Genomic DNA, 15,453 nt, shown 5'->3' with positions numbered 1-15,453 from the left:
TACCGTTCGCCGACGCAGGACGGGTATGTTCAGCTTCGAACAGCTGGAGGTGACGGTATGACTCGCGAACTCACCGAAATCACGGTCATCGGAGGAGACAAGACCGGACTCATCGCGAACGTGACCACCCTGCTGTTCGAGCGCGGAATCAACGTCGAGGACTTGGACCAGGCGGTCCGCGAGGGAATCTTCCGGATGACCCTCCACGCCGACACCGCGGAGATGACCTGCTCCCGCGACGAGCTTCGGGCGGCGCTGTCCGACCTCGGCGACGACCTCGGCGTCGACGTGCAGGTCCGGTTCCCCTCGGACCGCGAGACCCGCGAAATCGCCGTCCTCGTCACGAAGGAGTCCCACTGCCTCGAAGCGCTGTTCGAGGCGTGGGCCAACGACGACCTCGGCGCGGAAATCTCGGTCGTCATCGGCAACCACGACACGCTCGAACCGCTGGCGAGCCACTACGACGTGCCGTTCCACGACATCGGCGACGAGAAAGGGACCGCCAACGAAGAGCGCCTGCTCGACCTCCTCGAACGGTACGACGTGGACCTCATCGTCCTCGCGCGCTACATGCGCATCCTCGGCCCGAACGTCGTCTTCCGCTACGAGGACCGCATCATCAACATCCACCCGTCGCTGCTCCCGGCGTTCCCCGGCGCGGCCGCCTACCGGCAGGCGAAAGAGGAGGGCGTCCGCATCGCCGGCGTCACCGCCCACTACGTGACGACCGACCTCGACCAAGGGCCCATCATCGCCCAGCGCGCCTTCGACGTGCCGGACGACGCCTCCATCGACGAAATCAAAGAGCGCGGCCAGCCGCTGGAGGCCGACGCGCTCCTCGAAGCCGTGAAGCTCCACCTCAACAACGACGTGTCGGTCCACCGCGGGCGCACCAGCCTCCGCGAGAGCGCCGACCCCGAGCGCTACCAACTCGGCCTCACCCGCGAGGCGCAGGCGTCGAACCCCGACCGCCCGGTCGACGGCATCATCGACGCCCTCGGGGAGCGCGAGGCGCTCGCGCCCGAACCGTCCGAGGACTGAGGCGACTGCGGCAGCGACGGCGGGGCGACCCCCGCCAGACACCAGCCCTATTTTGCCGCCGACACGACTCGGAGGCGTGCCCGTCTCTCCCCGCTACCGCGTCGCGCTCGGCTGTTACGCGCTGTGGCTCGTGGCGACCGTCCTCCTCGCCGCGCACGAACTCGGACTCATCCCGCTCTTTCCCGGCGTCGAACCGGGCGTCGTGACCGGCGCGACGGTGTTTTTCGCGCTCGGCGTCGTCCGACGCTCCCACCGCGGCTGGCGGTTCCTCGTCGGCGACGACGCGGCGTGAGAAGGGGACAGACGAAAAGCGGAGTCGCTCGAGCCGCCCGGTTACAGGTCGCGGACGCGCGCCACGGCGTCCTCGATGGTCGGGGCGTCGAACCAGTCGTGGTCGACGTAGGCGTTGGTGCCGGCGCAGTAGAGGTCCGACAGCGCCTTGACGATGTCGGCGGGCAGGCGGTCGGGTTCGACCGCACAGTGCTCGCGCCAGTTCGGCTCGCCCGTCTCGATGGCCTCGGCCTTCGCGTCTTTCACGGCCTCGACCCACTCGGGCTGGACGCGCTTGTAGTACTGGCGGACGACCTCCTTCGAGACCTGCTGTCCGCCGTAGGAAAACCGGTTTTCGTCGAACGTGCCGACCACGTCGCCGACCTTGACGGTGCCGTCGTGGTAGAGACACTCGATTTTGCCGTCCTCGTGGTCGAAGCCGGCTTCGTCGGCGCGCTCCGTCAGCACGTGGTTCACGGCGAGCGCCAGCTCTTCGAGGCGGTCGAGGTCGACTTTCCCGGCGATGTCGTCGGCCTCCGCGCGGGAGAGATACCGGTCCTGTTCTTCGTACTTCGTGGAGAACTCCACGACCGGCTCGGGGAGGGAGACGGCCTCGTCGGGCCACTCGTCGGCGTCGAGGCCGTAGTCTGCGGGGTCGCCGCGCCGCCGGAGGCTCGACCCCACCGGGACGGTGTTGCGGAAGACGATTTCCAGCGGGATGAGGTAGTTGTCGCCGGCGGCCTCGTGGTAGGCGTCGTAGTCGTACGCGCCGTCGGCGTGCGGGAGGTCGGGCACCTGCGTGAGTTCGATGGCCATCTCCGTCGGCGGCGACTCGCACTCACCGAGTTCCTTCACCTCGCCGTCTTCGACCACGCCGAGGTAGTGGGTCGGGACGTGGTTCACGTCGAGCAGTTCGAAGTTGTACGCGCCCATGAGACAGAGGCTCGCGCCCTTGTTCGGGACGTGGTCGGGCATCTCGCCCCAGTCGAACACGGAGTAGCGGTCCGAGAAGACGAAGCGGCCCCGCCCGAGGTCGGTCGCCGTCGGCTCCTCCTCGACACGGAAGTCCTTCACGCTGGTCATGGTCGTCCTCTGGGCTCATCCCACTAAGAAGCTTCCACTTCCGTGCGTATCTCGGTCGGATACGCGACCAATCTATGCACGAATGCGCTTACCGGGCGAATCGTATCGCTTTTTCGCGGCTGGCCCGTCCGTTGGGCTATGGACGCTGCCCTCGAATCAGACGCCGCGTGGGTCGCCCGCCGACTCCGCGAGGCCGACACCGCAGTCGCCTTCACCGGCGCGGGGATGAGCACGGCCTCGGGCATCCCCGACTTCCGCGGCGACGACGGCATCTGGGAGACCGAGTTCGACCCGGCGTCGTTCCACCGCGACCGCTTCGTCAACGACCCCGCCGGCTTCTGGCGCGACCGCGTCCACTTACAGGAGCGCATGTTCCCCGACGGCGTCGAGCCGAACCCCGGCCACGAGGCGCTTTCGGCCCTCGAATCGCGGGACGTCCTCGACGCGGTCGTGACGCAGAACACCGACGGCCTCCACCGCGAGGCCGGCTCCGACCGCGTCGTCGAACTCCACGGGAACGCCGCCGAAGTCGTCTGCGAGGACTGCGGCGCGCGAACCGACGCGGCCCCCGCGTTCGAGACGGTCCGCGCCGGCGACGCGCCGCCGACGTGCGACGACTGCGGCGGCCTGCTCAAGCCCGGCGTCGTCCTGTTCGGCGAGCGCCTCCCCCGCGTCGCTTACAGCGAGGCGAACCGCCTCGCCGGCGACGCCGACGTGTTCCTGTCGCTCGGCTCGTCGCTGACGGTTCACCCCGCGGCGGGTCTCGCCGGCCGGGCCGCCGAGGTCGGCTCGCTCGTCGTCGTCAACTTCGACGCGACGCAGTACGACGACCGCGCCGACCGGGTCGTCCGCGGCGACCTCGCGGCGTTCCTCCCCGAAGTCGAAAAACGAATCTGAGCGCGACCGGTGCCGCCCGCCCGGGCTCTCGGCGTCGACCGCCTCGGACGCCTCGGGCGACGACGCGTCGGTGTCGTCGGACAGCGGGCTCCCTGTTCTCCTCACTCGCGGCAGATTACCGGCGGCCAACTGTCACGAACCGCCGGTCGCACTCACCAATCAATTGATGCTCTCTCCCAAGCATGTCGGTGCATGACTCGGTCACCCTCGCCGGGTTCGTCGGCGGGGACGGCACCGTCCGTTCTCTTCGTCGCTCCCGACCGCACCCGGGCGGACGCCGTCGCGGCCGCGCTCGACCGCCACGACGTGTCCGTCACCGTCGAGTTCGACCTCGGGACGGCCCTCGGACGCGTCGTCGACCGGACGGTCGACTGCCTTTTGATTCCCGGTCAGTTCGGCCGACACACCGCCGCCGACGTGGTCGCGCTGGTCCGCGAGCGCCATCCCGACGTGCCGGTCGTCCTCCTCGGTTCCGGCGGGAGCGACGACGGGAGCGACGGTGACGCACTCGCGGACGACCCCGCCGCCCACCGCGTTTCCGGCGACATCGAATCCATCTCCTACGACCGCCTCGCCGACCGGGTTCGGGCGGCGGTCGCCCGCTATCGGAGTTCGGAGGCCCAGCGCACCGAACGCGACATCGTCAGCCGGCTCGAACGCCGCATTCAGCGCACCGAGCGGAAGATAACGTCGCTCCACGGCGTCGCCATGCGACTCGCGTCGGTCTCCGACGCCGACGACATCTACGCGGAGACCGTCGAGGCCGCGGAGCGCATCCTCAACCTCGACATCTGTTTCGCCTTCGCGGCCGAGGCGGACCGGTTCGTCCCGCGGGCGCAGTCGTCGACGCCGACCGACCGCGAACTCCGACCGGTCCCGAAAGACGCGGGCGCGATGGGCGAGACGTTCCGCACCGGCGAGTCCCACCGCGCGGTCGACATGGAACTCCACGCGTTCGGCCGCCCCGAGTTCGGTGACTACCGCTCCGGCCTCAGCGTCGCTATCGGTTCGTTCGGCGTGTTTCAGGCGGTCTCCGAGCAGACCGGCGCGTTCGACGAAATCGACCTCGAACTCGCGGAACTGCTCGTCGCCCACACGAACGCGGCGCTCCAGCGGCTCAGTTTCGAGCGCCGGCTTCGGGTCGAACGCGACCAGTACGCCGCCCTGTTCGAGAACAGCGCCGACTGCATCATCGACTCGGAGTTCGTCGACGGCGAGTCCGTCATCCGCGCGGTGAACCCGGCGTTCGAGGCGACGTTCGGCTACGACGAATCCGAGGTCGTCGGCCGCGCCATCGACGACGTGGTCGCGCCGGACGACCGTCTCGACGAGGCCGCGAAGCTCACCGAGATGGTCCGCGCCGGCGACTTCGTCCAGACGGAGGTGCGCAGACAGACCGCGAACGGCGAGCGGGACTTCCTCCTCCGGTCGGTCCCGGTCGGCGAGGACACGATATACGCGGTGTACACGGACATCACGGCGCGCCGGGACATCGAACGCGAGATGGAAGCCCAGAACCGCCGACTCGACGAGTTCACGAGCGTCGTCTCGCACGACCTCCGCAACCCGCTTTCGGTCGCCACGGGCCACCTCGACCTCGCCCGCGAGGAAATCGACAACGACCACCTCGCGGCGGTGGCGCGGGCCCACGACCGGATGACCGCGCTGACGGAGGAACTGCTCGTGCTCGCGCGACAGGGCACCGACGCGTTCGCCACGACGCCGGTCTCTCTCGCGGAGACCGCAGAGCGGTGCTGGGATCACGTCGAAACCGGGGACACGGCGCTCGTCGTCGCGTCCGACCGGACCGTCGTCGCCGACGCGGGCCGGCTCCACCAACTGTTCGAGAACCTGATGCGGAACGCTGTCGAACACGGCTCGCCGGACGAATCCGGGTCTGCCGACGGCGGGCAGGACCGCGTCACCGTCACCGTCGGCGCGCTCGACGACGGTTTCTACGTCGAAGACGACGGCGCGGGCATCCCCCCCGAACTCCGCTCGCGCATCTTCGACACCGGCTTTTCGACCGGCACCGCGGGCATCGGCTTCGGGCTGACAATCGTCTCGAACGTCGTCGACGCGCACGGCTGGACGGTTTCGGTGGGGGAGAGCGCCGCGGGCGGCGCTCGCTTCGAGTTCACCGGCGTCGGTGCCGGTGGCTGAGTGGCGGGTCGGAGCGACCCGGACTCAGGCGAACTCCTCGTGGAGGTACGCGCCGAGGTAGCCGCCGAGCGCGCCGAGGCCGACGGTGTAGACGAGCAGCGCGAGGAGGCCGAACAGCGCGACGATGACGATTCCGAGGATGCCGAGGCCGAAGCCCAACTCGAACGGAGTGACGCCGATGGCGAAGATGCTGAAGAACCCGAGGACGACGACGCCGAGGACCGTCCCGACGAGGCTCACGAACAGCCCCGAGACCGCGCCGGATTTCACGCCCAGTTCGCGGTCGCTTCCGGTCAGGTAGCCGGCGAGTGCCCCGCCGAGGACGGTCGACCCAGGAAGCGGCGAGAGGACGACGCTGGCGACCGCGCCGACGAGGGCCGAAAACAGCAGGCTCTCTCCTCCGTCGTCGAGAGCCGACTCGGTCGTCGAAGTCGGGGAGTGTTCCATGTGCGACCCAACACGGCGGGAGGGCCTAACGCTTTCTCCGCGGCGTCCCGCGGCGTCCCGCTGTATCCGGCGGCCGGAGTTCCGGTACCGCCCCGTTTTTACGACCGTGGCGCGTTGCCAACGAGCATGTCTGGTGCCGCCCACGACTTCGGGTTCGAACACGTCCCGGAGACAGACCAGTCGTTCGAGAACGCCTTAGCGAAGGCGCGAGCGGGCGAGCGCCTCACGGTCGACGACGGCGTCGAACTCATCACGACGGGGACCGACCGCGAGGGAATCGACCCCGAACGCAAGGAGCTCGTGCTCGAAGCCGCCGACCGGCGGCGCGCCGAGGTGGTCGGAAACGACGTGACGTTCGTCGCCAACCTCAACAACAACGTGACGACGGCCTGCAACACGGGGTGTCTGTTCTGTAACTTCAAGAACACCGCCCACCTGTTCGAGGCCGACTCCGACGCCGACCACGGCGGCTTCACGAAGACGCCCGCCGAGTCCCGCGACATCGTCGCCGACGCGGTCGAGATGGGCATCTACGAGGTCACGTCCGTCTCCGGCCTCCACCCCGCGCTCGTGCTCGACGAGGAACACCGCGAGATTCTCGAAGCCTACGACAACCCCGCCGCCGAGGTGAACTACAAGCCGCCCGAGGCGTACGACACCGACCCCGCGAGCTACGCCGAACAGCTCTCTGCTATGTCGGCCGCCGGCGCGCACGTCCACTCGATGACGCCGGAAGAGGCCCATCACGCCAAGCGCGGCACCGACTGGAGCTACGAGGAGGTCTACCGCCGCCTCGCGGACGCCGGCCTCGCCAGCGCGCCCGGCACCGCCGCGGAGATTCTCGTCCCCGAGGTGCGCGAGGTCATCTGCCCGGGGAAAATCGGCACCGACGAGTGGGTCGCCGGGATAGAGGGCGCGATGGAAGCCGACCTCGACGTGACGGCGACCATCATGTACGGCCACGTCGAGACCGAGAAACACCGCGTGCTCCACCTCGACGTGATTCGCGACCTGCAAGACCGCTACGGTGGCATCACCGAGTTCGTCCCGCTGTCGTTCATCCACCAGAACACGCCGCTGTACGACCGCGGCCTCGTGACCGGCGGCGCGTCCGACGACGAGGACGAACTGATGGTCGCCGTCGCGCGGCTCTACCTCGACAACGTCGACCACATCCAGTCGTCGTGGGTGAAGTTCGGGAACGCGAAGGCGCTGAAGCTCCTCAACTGCGGCGCGGACGACCTGATGGGGACGATTCTCTCCGAGGAGATAACGAAGCGCGCCGGCGGCGGCTTCGGCGAGTTCCGCTCGTTCGACGACTACGTCGACATGATAACCGCCATCGGCCGCCGGCCGGTCGAGCGCTCGACCGACTACCGGACCCGCCGGCCAATCGACCCCGACGACGGCCCGCACGGCCCGACGCTCGGCCCGCGCGCCGACGGGACGCCCCTGCTCGACGGCCGCCGCGACCCGGCGACCGCAGACGACTGAGATGATGGCGACCACCCACGCGGCCGTGGGGCTGACCCTCGCCGCGCCGCTCGCGTGGGTCGCGCCCGACCTCGCCACAGCGGCGGCCGTCGGCGCGCTCGTCGGCGGCGTCTTCCCCGACGTGGACCTCTTCGTCGGCGTCCACCGCAAGACGCTGCACTTCCCCGTCTATTACAGCGTCGCCGCCGCGGTCTTCGGGGGCGTCGCCGCCGTCTCGCCTTCGACGCTCACCGTCGGCGTCGCCTTTTTCTGCCTCTCGGCGGGGCTCCACTCCGCGTCCGACTGGCTCGGCGCGGGCGGCGAACTCCGGCCGTGGGACCGCACCTCCGACCGCGCGGTGTACGTCCATCCCGCGAAGCGGTGGCTCCGCCCCCATTATCTCGTCCGCTACGACGGCGCGCCAGAGGACCTCGCGCTGACGCTCCTGTTTTCGGTCCCCGGCTTCCTCGCCTTCTCCGGCGGCGTCCGGGTCGCCATCGCGGTCGGCGTCGCCGTCGCGCTGTTCTACACGGGCTTCAGAAAGCGGATGCCCGAGTGGTTCGGCATCTGAGGCGCGGCGTCTGCGTGACCCGCCGCGCCCGCGAGCGCTCGGCGCAACCACGAAACTCATACGTCTCGGTCGCCGAGTGGTCGAAGCGATGACGACTCGACGGCTCCGACCGGCTCGGGAGGTGGTCGCCCCGTGATGGCCCCGACGCACGTGGCGATGAGCCTCGCGCTCGCCGCCGCCGTCGCGGTCGTCGCCCCCGCGGCCGCGCCGCTCGTCGTCGCGGCGGCGCTCGTCGGCGGCGTCTTCCCCGACCTCGACATGGTCGTCGGCGTCCACCGTAGGACGCTCCATCAGGTCGAGGCGTTCGTCGGCGGCTCGGTCGGGTTCGGCGCGGTCGCGGTCGTCACCGGCGACCCGCTGGCCGCGGCCGCGGCGACCGGGTTCGTCGCGGCGGCGCTCCACTGCGCGGCCGACTACCTCGGCGGCAGCAGCGAGGCTCGCCCGTGGGAGGCGCGGACCGACCGCGGCGTCTACGTCCGCAGCCTCGGCGGCTGGGTCGAACCCCGCCGCCTCGCCGCCTACGACGGCTCTCCCGGCGACCTCGCGCTCGCCGCGGCGCTGTCGGTGCCGGGCCTCCTGACGCTCGGCGGCGACTCGCGAGGGGTTCTCCTCGTCAGCCTCGCCGTCGGCGTCATCTACACACTCGTCAGAAAACGCGTGCCCCAACTCTCGGGGCGCGCGCCCGCCGTGACCGCCGCGGTCGTCGCGCTCTACTCAGTTCTCGGTCGTCGTCGGTAGCAGACGACCACACGGTCGGCCGACGCGGCGTCGCTCTCACCGCGGAATCGACAGCGGGCCGTCGCCGCGGGCGACGTTTCGGAACCGCCGTCCGTGAACGTCGTCGGCGGCGAGCCGGTCGGTAATCGGGCCGCGGAGCCACTCGCGGTCCGGCGCGGCCGCGAGCGCGCCGCCGCTCTCGCCGGGTTCGTCGGCCGCTCCGAGCGCCCCGTTCGGCAGGAACCGCTCGTAGACCGGCAGTCGCTCGCGGAGCGGGACGCCCGCCTCGTCGGCGATGTCTGCGAGTTCCCGGAGCGCGGGCCACTCGTAGTCGGGGTTGACGTAGTCGTCCGTGACCGGCGAGACGCCGCCGAGGTCGTCGACGCCGCAGGCGACGAGGTCGGCCGCCGCCGAGAGGTTCGGCGGCACCTGCACCGACACCTCCTCGGGGAGCGCGACCCGCGCCATCGCCACGACCCGGCGCATCGTGTCGAGCGACGGGCGCCCGTAGTCCGACCGCTCGTTGGGGACGACGTTCTGGACGATGACCTCCTGGACGTGGCCGTAGCGCTCGTGGAGCGCGCGGATGGCCAGCAGGCTCTCGGCCCGGTCGCGCCACGTCTCGCCGATGCCGACGAGGATGCCCGTCGTGAAGGGGACGCCCACCTCGCCCGCGGCGCGGATGGTGTTGAGCCGCTGGCCCGGCGTCTTCCGCCGACTGCCCGAGTGGGCGGCCACGTCGGCGGTCGTCTCCAGCATCACGCCCATGCTGGCGTTCAGGGGCGCGAGGTCAGCGAACGCCTCGCGGGTCAGGTCGCCGGGGTTCGAGTGCGGGAGCAGGCCCTCGTCGAGCGCGACTTCGCAGGCCGCCGCGAGGTAGTCGAGGATGTCGTCGTAGCCCCACTCGTCGAGTTGGCGGTGAATCTCCGTGTAGCGCTCGTCGGGGGCGTCTCCGAAGGTGAACAGCGCCTCCGTGCAGCCGGCGTCCGCGCCCGTGCGGACCACCTCGCGGACCTCGTCGAGCGACATGAGCGTCGCCTCGCCGGGCACGTCGTAGTAGGTGCAGTAGGTGCAGGTGTACCGACAGGCGGTCGTCAGCGGGACGAAGACGTTCCGCGAGAACGAAAGCGACGCCGGCGGGTCGGCGTCGTCGGGGGTGACGGCGAGCAGTCGCTCCACGTCGGCATCGTCGATAGTCAGGTCGACTCCGTACTCGTCGGCACCCGTGAACATATCTCTCGGTGCGTGACGAACCACTAAAAGCGTGTCATTCGCGGCGATACGGCGGCGTCGAGACCGAAGCGCGGAAGTCGAGTTCGGGACCGGATAGTTGGTGCCAGACACGTCTCCGGCCCGTCCGAAGCGCCGTCAGGCGCTCGCCCCGAGTTGGTTGCGAGTGAGACTCGCGTCGTCGTCGCGACGTTCGGACTCCACTTCGACTCTCGCGTCGTCTTCGCGACGCGGGAGCGCGCGGCGCACGTTGCCTCAGTTCCCGCCGGGCAGACGGACAACCGCGCCAGACGCTGTTTATCGCGGACCGTTAAGGTCCTATCGGCGCTCGCGGACGGCCTCGACCCGACCGGACCCGCGTGCGAGCCGGACGCCGGCGTCGACCAGCCACTCGCGGGCCCGCCCCTCGCCGTGGACGAGCACTTCGACGAGGTCGCTCGGCTCGTCCACGTCGACGGCGAGTCGCATCGAGTCCACCTCGGCGAACGAACAGCCGGCGTCGCGGGCGATTCGTCGGTGGTCGAGAATGGACGCGCCGTGGTAGTCCACGGAGAACTCGGGGTGGCGGACGACGAGCGCGTTCGTCCCTCCGCCGAGGCCGGGCGCGGCGACCACGTCGGCGTCGGTTTCGAACAGCCGCGACAGCGCCGCGGGCGTCGCGAGCGCGAGGTCGGCCATGACGACCGCGACGGGGCCGCCGCCGAGGTCGTCGAGTTCGCCGCCGACGACTTCGGTGAGCGGTCGGTCGTCCACGGTGACGGGCGCGTCGACGGTCACGGGCGCGTCCGCGACGACCGCCGGGTCGCCGCCGACCGCGCGGACCGCGTCGAGCACGTCGCGGAGCATCGAGACGGCGAACTCGCGTCGCTCGTCGGCGTCGAAAAACGGGGCGAGTCGGGTCTTCGGATCGCGTCCCCCGAAGGGAACGACGACTCGCACGGGGAATCAGCCCAGTTTGTCGTAGGTCGTCTGCTGGGACCGCCAGTAGAGGAATCCACCGACGATGAGCGCGACGACGAGCAGACCGCCCGCCGCGTAGATGAGCAGTTGGGTCGTCTGACTCGACTGCCGGGCCTGGTTTGCGCTCGTCTCCGCCTCGTTGGCGAGGTTCGTCGTGAGATTGAACTCCTCGCCGTTGAACGCTTCGACAGCGTTGGCAAACGTCTGCTCGGCTTGTTGCGTGTTGGCCCCACTCGCACGCTCAATCGCGTCCCGCGCGCTGTCGAGTTCGTCGCGCGCGGCGGCGCTTTCTTCGGTGTAGTGGTGGACCGACCACGAGTCGATATCGTTACTGGAGCCGCCTTCGCGGGTCTGGTCGAGCGAGATTATCGTGAACGTCTGTGCGGGGTCGTAGCTGAACGACTCCACTTCGGGAACGATTCCCGTTACGGTGACCTCCACTTCGCTCGTCCCGTCGGCAGTGGCGATCTGCGCGCCGCTGAAGTTCTGCCCGTCGAAGGACTGCTGGTCGACTCTCGCGCCCGTCTGGTCGTAGTACGCGACGGTCCACGTCACGTCCTCCAGGTCGGTCTGGCCCGCGAGCGTCCACGATTCGAGTTGTGGGCTCCGGTATAGCTCTTCGAGGGTGACCGACGCGGTCACCTGCGAACCGACCTGCGCCTCGTCGGGGACGTCGTCGGACGCGACGCTCACCGCCCCTGCCTGCCCTGCGAAGGCCGACAGGAGTACGACGAGCGCGAGCGCCAGCTTAGAAAAGCGACTCCAGTTCGTCCTCGTCATCGTTTATGAGGGTCTCCAGATTCGAATCACTCTCTTGACGGATCTCTTCGATGTTATCCTGTGCTTCGATGGCGACCTGCTGCAGCTCCTTGATGCGCGGGACGTTCGTCACGCCCGACAGAAGGATGACACCCGCCACCTTCTCCGCGCCCGGGATGGGGTAGTCGCCGCCGCGAACTTCCATGGAACCGGTCTGCTCCTCGATCCACTTCCGCCCGCGCTCTATGCCTTTCCGGTTCAGATGCTCCGGCGGACCAGCGAGCACGAGCAGCGCGCGCTCCGCGCCTTCGATTTCACACGGGAGCGTGAGCCGACCGAGCGCGGCCTTGCGGACGAGGCTCGTGATTCGGTTGGTCGTGTGGGCGGTGTCGAGATTGTCGTCGGGCTCGTCGCCGCCCGTCAGCCGAGACAGGAGGCCGCCGCCGTTGTTCTTCCGCGGCTCGACCCCCTCGGAGGCGTAGCCGACCGTCGAAACGCCGCCGCCGGCCAGCGTGTTGATAATCTCCGAGGAGTCGACGACGGACTCCGCGACTTCCTGTCCGTCTTGGACTTCGCCAGCTCCGAAGAGCACGCCGAACCGGTTGACGATCTCCTCGTTGATCTCGTCGTATCCCCCCTGTACCGACTCGCCGGTCTTCCGCCAGGCGTCGTTGTCGAACACGAGGAGGTTGTCGACCTCGCGGACGAACGTCTGGAAGGAGCGCGCGGCGTTGAGCGTGTAGATACCACCCTCGTCGGACCCCGGCAGGATGCCGAGCCCGTAGACGGGTTCGGTGTAGATGCGCTTGAGGTGTTTCGCGAGGACCGGCGCGCCGCCGGAGCCGGTGCCGCCACCGAGCCCGGACACGACGAGGAAGGCGTCGACTTCGTGGACGGGGATGCTGTCGATGGCACCCTGTACCTCGTCGATGTCCTCCTCGGCGATTTCGGCACCGAGTTCGTTGTCCGCACCGACGCCGTGTCCCTTCACGCGGGATTGGCCGATGAGGACGCGCTGGTCCTTCGGGATGTTCTTCAGTCCGAGCAAGTCGGCTTTCGCGGAGTTCACCGCGACCGCAGCGCGGACGATTCCGGCGTTGCGTTCCCGGTCGTACTCGACGAACTTGTCGACTACTTTTCCCCCGGCTTGCCCGAATCCGATCATTGCGAGCTTCATAGGTTCAGTCCCCTCGCCATTGCGTGAATTGCAGTACGAACGCGGACATAAGCGTTGTGATGGGGACGTGTCGAACCACCATCAGATTATCGGCGGAACGCGGCGACTCGAAACCGGTGTTAATCAGTCGTTATCCCGTGAGAACCGCCAATTCCGGTAAAATGAGCCGCAGTTCACGGCTGCTTAACGCCGCCGAGTCGTCACTTCGGTGTCAGTTTCGCTCGCCGAGATACGCGCCGAGCGTCTTCATCGACGAGGTGTCGACGCCGAAGACGCCCACGTCGTTCCGGTCGGTCGTGTTGTCGAACTGGAGCGACCGGTACTGGTCTTTCCCCATCGGGAAGCCGGGGACCGCCCCGAGGACGGTCAGGCCGACGCCCGCGAGACCCATCGGCAGCGGAACGATGGTGATGGACTTGTTCTCGGCGTCGTACACCATCTCCGTGATTTCGCGGAGCGTGAGCTTTTCCGGGCCGCCGATGCGGTAGGTCTCGCCGGCGTGGTCGTCGCCCTCGACGGCGTCCGCGAGCATCGGCACGAGGTCTCCGACCCAGATGGGTTGGAACCGCGTCTCCCCGTTTCCGGGAAGCGGGTAGAGCGGGACGCCGGGCGCGAACATCCCCTTGAGCCGCTTCGTGAAGGAGACGAACTCGCCGCCGTCTCCGAAGACGACCGAGGGCCGGAAGATGACCCAATCGAGCCCGGACGACTTGACCGCCCCCTCGGCTTTCCCCTTCGAGCGGATGTAGGCCGTGTCGCCGTCGGAGTCGGCTCCGAGCGCGCTCATCTGGACGAGTCGGGGCACGTCGTTAGCCTCCGCGGCCTTCACGACGTTTTCGGTCCCCTGCCAGTGGACGATGTCGTGCATTCGATTGCCGCCGCTCGGTTCGAACAGCGGCGACAGCGCGACGAGGTTGACGACCGCGTCTTTCCCCTCGAACGCGCCCGCGATGGAGTCGTAGTCCGTCACGTCCCCCATCGCCTTTTCGACGCCGTCGGGGAGGTCCTCGCTGTTCGGACTCCGCGACATCGCGGTCACGCTGTGTCCCCGCGATTGTAGTTCGCGGCAGAGGTGGCTCCCGATGAATCCGCTTCCGCCGACAACAAGGACTTTCATGCCGTAATATTCGGCGGAATGAGGGTAAAGCTAACGGGGAATCGGGGTCGATTTCGCCGGAGAACACCCCGATGGGAACGACGCTCTTCCGGGCGGGCGCGTCAGACCGCGCCACCGGCCCGCACCCGCGCCGTCCGCGACCGCGCTCAAAACAGTATCGAGGGCGCGACCGGTCCGTCGGTGCGTTTCACCATCCGACCGACTCGGTCGTAGACGACGAGCTCCTCGGACGGGTCGGGGCAGTCGTCGGGCGCGTCGGCCGGGTGGTCGACCTCCGTCTGCTTCGTCGCGAACGACGCGTCCGTCGGGGGGACGCTCTCGTCGAACCGGACGACGGTGAACGGCTTTTCGCTCGGACGGAGGTCGTCCCACCGCTCGCGGGCGGGTGGCACACCACACATGTCGGGTCGCGTTGACATTATCATTGCGGCGTCTCGCTTCGGCGCGCTTTTTCCGGAGCGCCGAGTTGGTAGGATATGCTCGTCACACTCGAAGGGCTCGACGGGAGCGGGAAGACGACCGTCTGGGAGGCGCTCCACGACGCGTACCCCGACGCCGTCTTCACGCGCGAGCCCACGTCGGACTCGTGGTACGGAGAGGCCGTCAACCGCGCCATCGACGACGACGGCGCCGACCCGCTCGCCACGCTGTTTCTCTTCACCGCCGACCACGCCGACCACCTCTCGCGGGTCGTCCGACCCGCCCTCGCCGACGGGAAGCTCGTCGTCTCCGACCGCTACTCCGACTCGCGGTACGCCTATCAGGCCGCCGCGCTGCGCGACAGCGACCTCAGACGCCCGATGGAGTACATCAGAGGCATCCACACGGCGTTCACCCGTCCGCCGGACAAGACTATCTACCTCGACGTCGACCCCGAGACGGCCGCCGCGCGCAGCGGCGCGACGAACAAGTTCGAACAGGCGGCGTACCTCGCGGACGTGCGCGAGAACTACGAGCGACTCGTCGAGGCCGAACCGGAGCGGTTCGTCCGCATCGACGCGACGCAGTCGCCCGAGGACGTGCTCGACGCGGTCGAAGCGGCGCTCGAAGCGATTCTCGCGGAACAGTAGCCGCCGACCGACTCGCAGTTCACCGCGAGTTCGGGAGGTTCTCGTACTCCTCCGGCGGCGGGACGTAGAGCGTGTCGATGGTAAAGCCGAGCGCGAGCGGCATCCCTATCATCACGCCGAGAGCGGCCGTGGGGCTGCCGAGGTTCACGCCGATGCCGAAGACGCCGGAGAACACCAGCGTCGAGACGAGTAGCACGAGCGGAATCAGAAACAGGGCGTACAGGATGTACCCCCACTGCGTCTTCAACCGCAGGCGGAAAAAGCGGGTCATGACCGCCGCGATGAGCGTGTGGAGGACGATGAGCGCGCCCATGAGCACGAGGTTGACCACCGAGACCATAGCCGACGTAGGGAGGCGGTGGTCTTTGGCCTGTCGCTCTCGGCGGCCCGCTCGTCCCGCGCCGCCGTCGGTCGAACCGCCAGCCGGGTCCGCCCCCGCAACGGGTGACGTTTATCACGAAGGACCGTGACTCACCGC

General features: G+C 68.8%; 17 protein-coding genes. 8 read left to right on the top strand and 9 right to left on the bottom strand.

The features are described 5' to 3' along the window. Nucleotides 1-57 precede the first annotated feature (57 nt). Both DEQ67_RS12125 and DEQ67_RS12120 read left to right on the top strand, forming a co-directional pair. Nucleotides 58-1,041, top strand: a complete 984-nt coding sequence (locus DEQ67_RS12125) for a formyltetrahydrofolate deformylase (protein ID WP_004062705.1) — start codon at nt 58-60, stop codon at nt 1,039-1,041. 76 nt (nt 1,042-1,117) lie between these two features. Next, nucleotides 1,118-1,333 (top strand): hypothetical protein, encoded by a 216-nt coding sequence (locus DEQ67_RS12120; RefSeq protein ID WP_115891457.1) that lies wholly within the window; start codon nt 1,118-1,120, stop codon nt 1,331-1,333. A gap of 41 nt (nt 1,334-1,374) precedes the next feature. Here DEQ67_RS12120 and DEQ67_RS12115 read toward each other — a convergent pair whose 3' ends face one another. Then, entirely contained in the window at nt 1,375-2,394 is a 1,020-nt protein-coding gene (locus DEQ67_RS12115; protein WP_115891458.1) for a phosphoribosylaminoimidazolesuccinocarboxamide synthase, read from the bottom strand. A gap of 138 nt (nt 2,395-2,532) precedes the next feature. On the opposite strand from DEQ67_RS12115, the gene DEQ67_RS12110 reads away from it, so the two are divergent. Together DEQ67_RS12110 and DEQ67_RS12105 are read left to right on the top strand one after the other, a co-directional pair. Further along, the gene (locus DEQ67_RS12110) at nt 2,533-3,291 is read left to right on the top strand and encodes an SIR2 family NAD-dependent protein deacylase (protein ID WP_115803043.1); all 759 of its coding nucleotides are present in this window, start codon (nt 2,533-2,535) and stop codon (nt 3,289-3,291) included. 192 nt (nt 3,292-3,483) lie between these two features. Continuing rightward, nucleotides 3,484-5,454, top strand: coding sequence for a GAF domain-containing sensor histidine kinase (locus DEQ67_RS12105; RefSeq protein ID WP_115891459.1), 1,971 nt, complete (start codon nt 3,484-3,486; stop codon nt 5,452-5,454). 24 nt (nt 5,455-5,478) lie between these two features. Here the strand turns inward: DEQ67_RS12105 and DEQ67_RS12100 are convergent, their stop codons facing one another. After that, a complete protein-coding gene (locus tag DEQ67_RS12100) occupies nt 5,479-5,901 on the bottom strand; it encodes a DUF5518 domain-containing protein (RefSeq protein WP_004062700.1) in 423 nt (140 codons plus the stop codon). Nucleotides 5,902-6,027: 126 nt separating this feature from the next. Between DEQ67_RS12100 and cofH the strand changes: the two genes are divergently transcribed. The 3 genes from cofH to DEQ67_RS12085 all read left to right on the top strand — a co-directional run bounded on the left by cofH (nt 6,028) and on the right by DEQ67_RS12085 (nt 8,683). Next, nucleotides 6,028-7,395 (top strand): 7,8-didemethyl-8-hydroxy-5-deazariboflavin synthase subunit CofH, encoded by a 1,368-nt coding sequence (gene cofH, locus DEQ67_RS12095; RefSeq protein ID WP_004062699.1) that lies wholly within the window; start codon nt 6,028-6,030, stop codon nt 7,393-7,395. Nucleotide 7,396: 1 nt separating this feature from the next. Next, complete coding sequence (locus tag DEQ67_RS12090) at nt 7,397-7,945, top strand: metal-dependent hydrolase (protein ID WP_115891460.1); 549 nt, start codon at nt 7,397-7,399, stop codon at nt 7,943-7,945. Between the two features lie 135 nt (nt 7,946-8,080). After that, nucleotides 8,081-8,683 (top strand): hypothetical protein, encoded by a 603-nt coding sequence (locus tag DEQ67_RS12085; RefSeq protein WP_115891461.1) that lies wholly within the window; start codon nt 8,081-8,083, stop codon nt 8,681-8,683. 36 nt (nt 8,684-8,719) lie between these two features. Here the strand turns inward: DEQ67_RS12085 and cofG are convergent, their stop codons facing one another. The 6 genes from cofG to DEQ67_RS12055 all read right to left on the bottom strand — a co-directional run bounded on the left by cofG (nt 8,720) and on the right by DEQ67_RS12055 (nt 14,297). Continuing rightward, nucleotides 8,720-9,895, bottom strand: a complete 1,176-nt coding sequence (gene cofG, locus DEQ67_RS12080) for a 7,8-didemethyl-8-hydroxy-5-deazariboflavin synthase subunit CofG (RefSeq protein WP_115860958.1) — start codon at nt 9,893-9,895, stop codon at nt 8,720-8,722. A 315-nt stretch (nt 9,896-10,210) separates the two neighbouring features. Beyond that, nucleotides 10,211-10,831 carry a 2-phospho-L-lactate guanylyltransferase gene (cofC, locus tag DEQ67_RS12075; RefSeq protein WP_004062695.1) on the bottom strand — a complete coding sequence of 207 codons (621 nt, stop codon included), beginning with the start codon at nt 10,829-10,831 and terminating at the stop codon, nt 10,211-10,213. Nucleotides 10,832-10,837: 6 nt separating this feature from the next. Then, nucleotides 10,838-11,632: a hypothetical protein gene (locus DEQ67_RS12070; RefSeq protein ID WP_049896265.1), complete on the bottom strand. Its 795-nt coding sequence runs from the start codon at nt 11,630-11,632 to the stop codon at nt 10,838-10,840. Beyond that, on the bottom strand, nt 11,601-12,788 hold the full coding sequence (locus DEQ67_RS12065; protein ID WP_004042096.1) for a tubulin/FtsZ family protein: 1,188 nt from the start codon (nt 12,786-12,788) through the stop codon (nt 11,601-11,603). The genes DEQ67_RS12070 and DEQ67_RS12065 overlap by 32 nt, the downstream gene beginning before the upstream one ends. Before the next feature lie 211 nt (nt 12,789-12,999). Next, nucleotides 13,000-13,905 carry a complex I NDUFA9 subunit family protein gene (locus DEQ67_RS12060; protein ID WP_013035592.1) on the bottom strand — a complete coding sequence of 302 codons (906 nt, stop codon included), beginning with the start codon at nt 13,903-13,905 and terminating at the stop codon, nt 13,000-13,002. Between the two features lie 146 nt (nt 13,906-14,051). After that, on the bottom strand, nt 14,052-14,297 hold the full coding sequence (locus DEQ67_RS12055; protein ID WP_006601278.1) for a hypothetical protein: 246 nt from the start codon (nt 14,295-14,297) through the stop codon (nt 14,052-14,054). A gap of 84 nt (nt 14,298-14,381) precedes the next feature. Between DEQ67_RS12055 and tmk the strand changes: the two genes are divergently transcribed. After that, nucleotides 14,382-14,975 (top strand): dTMP kinase, encoded by a 594-nt coding sequence (tmk, locus tag DEQ67_RS12050; RefSeq protein WP_004042099.1) that lies wholly within the window; start codon nt 14,382-14,384, stop codon nt 14,973-14,975. A gap of 19 nt (nt 14,976-14,994) precedes the next feature. Here tmk and DEQ67_RS12045 read toward each other — a convergent pair whose 3' ends face one another. Beyond that, nucleotides 14,995-15,315 carry a hypothetical protein gene (locus tag DEQ67_RS12045; protein WP_004042100.1) on the bottom strand — a complete coding sequence of 107 codons (321 nt, stop codon included), beginning with the start codon at nt 15,313-15,315 and terminating at the stop codon, nt 14,995-14,997. Nucleotides 15,316-15,453 lie beyond the last annotated feature (138 nt).

This window comes from Haloferax sp. Atlit-48N (genome assembly GCF_003383015.2).
Taxonomy (GTDB): domain Archaea; phylum Halobacteriota; class Halobacteria; order Halobacteriales; family Haloferacaceae; genus Haloferax; species Haloferax volcanii.
The sequence above is the reverse complement of the archived record's forward strand: the minus strand, read 5'-3'. Positions and strand labels throughout refer to the sequence as shown.

What these genes read in the sequence shown, in the direction of transcription:
- DEQ67_RS12070 (WP_049896265.1), bottom strand. Translation starts at nt 11,632, where the DNA reads ATGACGAGGACGAACTGGAGTCGCTTTTCTAAGCTGGCGCTCGCGCTC.
- DEQ67_RS12085 (WP_115891461.1), top strand. Translation starts at nt 8,081, where the DNA reads ATGGCCCCGACGCACGTGGCGATGAGCCTCGCGCTCGCCGCCGCCGTC.
- cofH (WP_004062699.1), top strand. Translation starts at nt 6,028, where the DNA reads ATGTCTGGTGCCGCCCACGACTTCGGGTTCGAACACGTCCCGGAGACA.
- DEQ67_RS12060 (WP_013035592.1), bottom strand. Translation starts at nt 13,905, where the DNA reads ATGAAAGTCCTTGTTGTCGGCGGAAGCGGATTCATCGGGAGCCACCTC.
- DEQ67_RS12045 (WP_004042100.1), bottom strand. Translation starts at nt 15,315, where the DNA reads ATGGTCTCGGTGGTCAACCTCGTGCTCATGGGCGCGCTCATCGTCCTC.
- DEQ67_RS12065 (WP_004042096.1), bottom strand. Translation starts at nt 12,788, where the DNA reads ATGAAGCTCGCAATGATCGGATTCGGGCAAGCCGGGGGAAAAGTAGTC.
- DEQ67_RS12105 (WP_115891459.1), top strand. Translation starts at nt 3,484, where the DNA reads ATGACTCGGTCACCCTCGCCGGGTTCGTCGGCGGGGACGGCACCGTCC.
- tmk (WP_004042099.1), top strand. Translation starts at nt 14,382, where the DNA reads ATGCTCGTCACACTCGAAGGGCTCGACGGGAGCGGGAAGACGACCGTC.
- cofG (WP_115860958.1), bottom strand. Translation starts at nt 9,895, where the DNA reads ATGTTCACGGGTGCCGACGAGTACGGAGTCGACCTGACTATCGACGAT.
- DEQ67_RS12125 (WP_004062705.1), top strand. Translation starts at nt 58, where the DNA reads ATGACTCGCGAACTCACCGAAATCACGGTCATCGGAGGAGACAAGACC.
- DEQ67_RS12110 (WP_115803043.1), top strand. Translation starts at nt 2,533, where the DNA reads ATGGACGCTGCCCTCGAATCAGACGCCGCGTGGGTCGCCCGCCGACTC.
- DEQ67_RS12090 (WP_115891460.1), top strand. Translation starts at nt 7,397, where the DNA reads ATGATGGCGACCACCCACGCGGCCGTGGGGCTGACCCTCGCCGCGCCG.
- DEQ67_RS12100 (WP_004062700.1), bottom strand. Translation starts at nt 5,901, where the DNA reads ATGGAACACTCCCCGACTTCGACGACCGAGTCGGCTCTCGACGACGGA.
- DEQ67_RS12115 (WP_115891458.1), bottom strand. Translation starts at nt 2,394, where the DNA reads ATGACCAGCGTGAAGGACTTCCGTGTCGAGGAGGAGCCGACGGCGACC.